Consider the following 5,341-nt stretch of genomic DNA (forward strand, 5'->3'; position numbering starts at 1 on the left):
ACCTCTGCACAGGCGGTTCCCTCCGGATATGGAAGCACGCCGTGTTCCTTCACGATAAGGGCATTGCGAAGCGGGACCATAAAAAATACGCCGAGCAGTCCGCCAATCAGAGCGATTATCGTGATTTCCCATAAACTAGGCTTATCCATTTTGCCCTCTGCCGCCCACAGAAACAGAGCTGGCAGGGTAAAGATAGCACCAGCCGCCAAAGACTCGCCGGCTGAACCAATAGTCTGGACGATATTGCTTTCTAGAATGGAGTTTTTGCGCATAATGACACGGATAACGCCCATAGCAATGACCGCCGCAGGGATAGACGCTGAAACGGTCATTCCCACCCGCAATCCTAAATAAGCGTTTGCCGCGCCAAAGATGACGGCCAGTAGCGCGCCCATAACGATAGAAGTTACCGTAAGCTCAGGCGTAATTTTTTCCGCTGGAATATACGGCTTAAAATCTTTGTTTTCCATAGTCTCCTATTTCCTCTCTGCACGTTTTATAAATTGAATACTGCCGCAGTGTTTCAGAACAGTTTATCTGCATCTTTCCAGTACAGTACAGAGCAGCTCAAAAATTTCCATAGTGGAAGAGATGCTCAATTTTTCATGTACCGTATGCACGTCAAACATATCCGGACCTACCGCAATACAATCCAAATCCTTGATTTTTTTGGCAAACACCGCACATTCAAGTCCAGCATGAATGGCCGCGATTTGAGGTTTGCGTCCAAACTTTTCGCAGAAGGCGTCTGCATATAATTCCTGGAGTGGTGAATCCTTTTTAAATTCCCAAGGCGCATATTGACCGGATATTTCGAAACGGCAACCGTTATAGGAGGCAAACGCAGAGAGCTTGTCCTCCAGGAAAGCCAGGGCGGATTCTTTATTGCTCCTTAGGGCATATTGCAAAACAATCTTGTCCGCCTCTGTCATTAAAATTCCCAAGTTTAATGAAGTTTCGACCAGGTCGTCTATTTCGACGCTCATGTCCACAACGCCATTGGGCGTGGTCAGCAGCATGTATAACAGTTTGTCCTGCATAGCAGGAGTCAAAGCCTCAAAATCGCCGGTCTCTTGCAACGTTAAGCGAATGGAGCAATTGTCTTCTCTCGCTCCGATTTCCTCTTTTACAATAGAAAAATAGTCTTCTATGGTATGTATCAAGCTTTCCGCATCTTCCGCCACAAGTTCTGCCTTGCAGCAAAAGGGGATGGCGTTTCCTTTTGTTCCGCCATTGATGTTCACGATATGGAACGCCGCCGTTTTCTTCGCATAATGCAGAATTCTTCCTGCCAGGATATTGGCGTTTATGCGGCCCTTATCGATATCAACGCCGGAATGTCCGCCCTTTAAGCCAAGGATCTCCAACGATATTTTTGTGCCGTGTACAACAGTTTTATCAATCGGAAAGAGAAGCCGGAAGTCGCTTCCTCCCGCGCAGGATACGGTTAAAATGTCCGCTTCCTCCGCATCCAGATTGATCATCTTTTTGCTTTTTAAAATAGAAACGTCCAATTTTTGGGCGCCAATCATCCCGATTTCCTCATCGGTTGTAAAAACAGCCTCAATTGGAGGATGCGGTAAATCACGGCTCGCCAAAATGGCCATGATCATTGATACGGCAATGCCGTTATCCGCGCCCAGGGTTGTACCCTTTGCCTTTATAAAATCACCGTCTATATATGCCTCGATCCCGTCTTTCGTAAAGTCAATCGATGAGGTTTCTTCTTTTTGGCACACCATATCAAGATGTCCCTGAAGAATAACCGGTTCAGCATTTTCATACCCTTTGGTGCCCGGCTTGTAAATCACGACATTTTCTGCTTCGTCGCTGACCACCTGTAAGCCATTTTCTTTTGCGAACTGAACACAGTGGTCACACAGGGCTTTCATATTGCCTGAGCCGTGCGGGATAGAGCATATTTTTTCAAAGTAGCGTAATATTGATGCAGATTCCTTCTGAGCTATTCCTTTCATCATTTACCCCTTGTATTTTTATATATTTTATGAAAATAAATAGAATACATTTTTAATAGCATATCATGTTGTGCGAAAAAAATCAATCTGTCCAGACTAACAATAGCCTCAAACTTATCAATTGATTTTCAGCTGGTAAACAAGACATCCCCATGCTATGAAAAAATATTACCGCAAACCTATCCATTCTATACCCTTGTGACAATGGGAAGGCGGGACACAGCTAGTGGGAGTTTTAAAAGCTGTTTTTTCGCATAAAAACAGGCTCTGTAGGGTATTCCTACAGAGCCATGCTGTTGTCTGACTGTTACAAAATAGATATCCGTAAATAAAAGTGAAGATTTAGATATAGGATGCAGATAACATCTGAACTTCAATGACGGTTAAAGATTATTTATCTATGTTATTTTTTTAAGTTGATTTGTGGATATGCCTTGTCCTTAATTTTAAGATCCCTTCGAATAGCTTTTACTATCTGAGTGAGGTGATCATCATGAATACTGATTTCCTCTCTAGGGACATCGGAGTCCCGTACCGCTCGTCCGACCGCCGCTTCATTTCCATAGATATGGGCGGTATCGATGAGCCGCCCGCCGGCCTCCAGCAAAGCAGTGACAGAGTTATAGCATTCCTCGTCAGAAAGGCTGTAGGTGCCAAGCCCCATAATCGGCATTTCATAGCCGCTGTTCAGAGTTACCGTCCTACTTTCAAAATCGAAGACAGGGTCGGATGTTTCTTCGCCGAAGTTTTCGCCTTCCGAAGACGAGATGTCCGCAGGCGCTGTTGTGGAGGAAGAAGACGCGCTTTCTGGTTCAGCAGAAGAATTGACAGCTTCATTACTGCACCCTGCTAGACAGCCAATGATAAGCAGACCTGAAATCAGAATCGGAACCCATTTTCTTTTCATTTTTTAGCCCTTTTCTCACTTGATTTTTTCTAAAAGCCAGAGCATATTTTCAGCAAGGCTGTCCATAGTGGCAAGGCCTTCCTCGTCGTTTAACACATCGCCCGGCATCTGTCCATACACCATGTTCCAATAGGTACTCCCCGAAATAAATATTTCATGGTTAAGAAAGAAGTGGTTCATGGCATCTACAGCGTTCAGCGCACCGCCCCTGCGCGCGGTTACAAAACAGGCGCCTACCTTGTGTTTCAAAAGCCCGGGATTCATATCACACACAACCGCCGCCCGCTCCAAGAAGGCCTGCATATTGGCCGATATGTTCGCAGAATAGACGGGAGAGCCCAGAAGGATTCCGTCAGCCGCTTTCATTTTTTCAAATACGCTTTGGAAATCGTCTTGTTGATGGACACAGTTTTCTTTGCCACCGCAGGCAAAACACGCCCTGCAGGGCTGGATAGTATTTCCCGCAAATTGCATTGCCTCTGTTTGGATTCCGGCGGCATGTAGCTTTTCAAATATACGGCCAATCAGAAGATCCGTGTTTCCGTTTTTTCTCGCGCTGCCGTTGATCGCCAAAACCTTCACGGTGTTTCTATCTCCCTTCACTAAAGTATATAAAATGATAGCTTTCTAAAATCTGAAAATATTTAGCCAATCTTTCATATAGCGGATTGGCTTTATCTCCAAACTGATTTTCCACAGCTTTTCCTATTTCTAGAATACTTTTTTCACCATCTAAAAGAGGCCAGATAAAACTTCCCATTTCATCCAGATGTATATAGCTGATCCTCGGCTTTTTCAAAATCTTTTGAAAAAGCGTATTCCATACACCTTTATTTTCAACTTCCAGCGTTACCTTTCCATCATCGACCGACCACGAGAATTTCTCATTTCGCAACGGTTTTTTGTCCAGATAATTTTCGCTTTGCTTCTTTTTCATACTTATTTTCTCTTCTTCCACAGGGAGAATTTCAGCAGTGTCAGAATGATGATAGCAAATAACGCCAATCCGCCAAGATTAGAAACGATGGCCGGTATTGCCAATTTTCCGGACAGGTCGATCACAGAATTCAAGCCGAATACCGCCAAAAGTGCCAGCACAATTCCCATTAGGCCTTCACCGGCGATCATACCCGAGCAGAAAAGAACACCGTCATTTACAATTGCCTCTTTTTCTTCCTTGCTGCGTTTCAGCTTATCCAAAGCCAGACGAACAAGGCCGCCAACCATAATGCAGGCGTTCAGCTGAACAGGAAGATAAACACCAATGGCAAAGGGCAGTACCGGTATGCCCACAACTTCAACCAACACAGCAATAAAAGCACCGATAAACACAAGCGCCCACGGAAGATTTCCGTCCATAACGCCTTCTGTAATCAGCTTCATCAGAGTTGCTTGAGGAGCTCCCAGTTCGTTTGTACCAAAGCCCCACGCACTATCCAGAAGATAAAGCGTTCCGCCGATCGCCAGAGCCGCCACAATAACGCCGATAATTTCACCAATCTGCTGTTTCTTAGGGGTGGCACCCAAGAGGAATCCGGTTTTCAGGTCTTGTGACGTATCGCCAGCAATTGCGGCAACAATACAAATAACCGAACCGATGGCAATGGCGCTGCACATGCCAGTAATACCGGTTGCCCCTGTAAGCTTTAAAACGAGGGTGGCAATCAAGAGGGTAGCAATCGCCATGCCGGAAACAGGGTTGTTGCTGCTGCCTACCAATCCCACCATCCGAGAGGATACGGTAGCGAAGAAGAAACCAAATACAACGATAATAACCGCACCGATAAAACTAACTGGAATAGCGGGGATGAGCCATACAAGCAGGGTCAAGACGGCAATGGACAGAAGCACGACTTTTATAGAGATGTCTTTCTCTGTGCGCCGCTCCGCATTCTCTTTGGAACCCGACATGCCTTTTACCGCGCCTTTAAAAGTTCTTAGGATAAGCGGCAAAGATTTTATCAAGCTGATAATGCCGCCCGCAGCCAACGCGCCTGCGCCAATATATCGGATATAGGTTTCCCAGATGGCACCTGCTCCGCCCTCCGCAAAGATCGCGCTAATCGGCTCCGTTCCGGGATAAAGGGTTATATTCGCGCCGAAAAGCACAATAAGCGGGATAAGGACAAGCCAACTTAAAAGACCGCCGGCAAACATATACGATGAAATTCTTGGACCGCAAATATAGCCTACGCTCATGACCGCCGGATAGATCTGCGTACCGATCTGGCCCGCAAATCCCTTAACGCTGACCGAGATTTCTCCGGCCACCAGTTTTAATCCGTCGATAATAAATTTAAATAGTGCTGCAAAGCCCATTCCGGCGAAAACGGTGGAAGCTTTTGCACCACCCTCTTCTCCTGCCAGAAGCACCTCTGCACAGGCGGTTCCCTCCGGATATGGAAGCACGCCGTGTTCCTTCACGATAAGGGCATTGCGAAGCGGGACCATAAAAAAT

General features: G+C 46.0%; 6 protein-coding genes. All 6 read right to left on the bottom strand.

Going from position 1 to position 5,341, the window contains the following annotated elements; genetic code table 11:
* Positions 1-470 (bottom strand): OPT/YSL family transporter (locus ACZ25G_RS04750; RefSeq protein ID WP_463681713.1); only part of this gene is annotated, 470 nt, incomplete at its 3' end.
* Positions 471-533: 63 nt separating this feature from the next.
* Positions 534-1,979 (bottom strand): aminoacyl-histidine dipeptidase, encoded by a 1,446-nt coding sequence (locus tag ACZ25G_RS04755; RefSeq protein WP_463681714.1) that lies wholly within the window; start codon positions 1,977-1,979, stop codon positions 534-536.
* A 400-nt stretch (positions 1,980-2,379) separates the two neighbouring features.
* Positions 2,380-2,883 (bottom strand): aldo/keto reductase, encoded by a 504-nt coding sequence (locus ACZ25G_RS04760; protein WP_463681715.1) that lies wholly within the window; start codon positions 2,881-2,883, stop codon positions 2,380-2,382.
* A gap of 15 nt (positions 2,884-2,898) precedes the next feature.
* Entirely contained in the window at positions 2,899-3,465 is a 567-nt protein-coding gene (locus ACZ25G_RS04765) for a flavodoxin family protein (protein WP_463681716.1), read from the bottom strand.
* A gap of 7 nt (positions 3,466-3,472) precedes the next feature.
* The gene (locus tag ACZ25G_RS04770; protein WP_191482289.1) at positions 3,473-3,820 is read right to left on the bottom strand and encodes a PqqD family protein; all 348 of its coding nucleotides are present in this window, start codon (positions 3,818-3,820) and stop codon (positions 3,473-3,475) included.
* 2 nt (positions 3,821-3,822) lie between these two features.
* Positions 3,823-5,341 (bottom strand): OPT family oligopeptide transporter (locus ACZ25G_RS04775; protein ID WP_463681717.1); only part of this gene is annotated, 1,519 nt, incomplete at its 5' end.

Source organism: Zongyangia sp., from assembly GCF_965361945.1.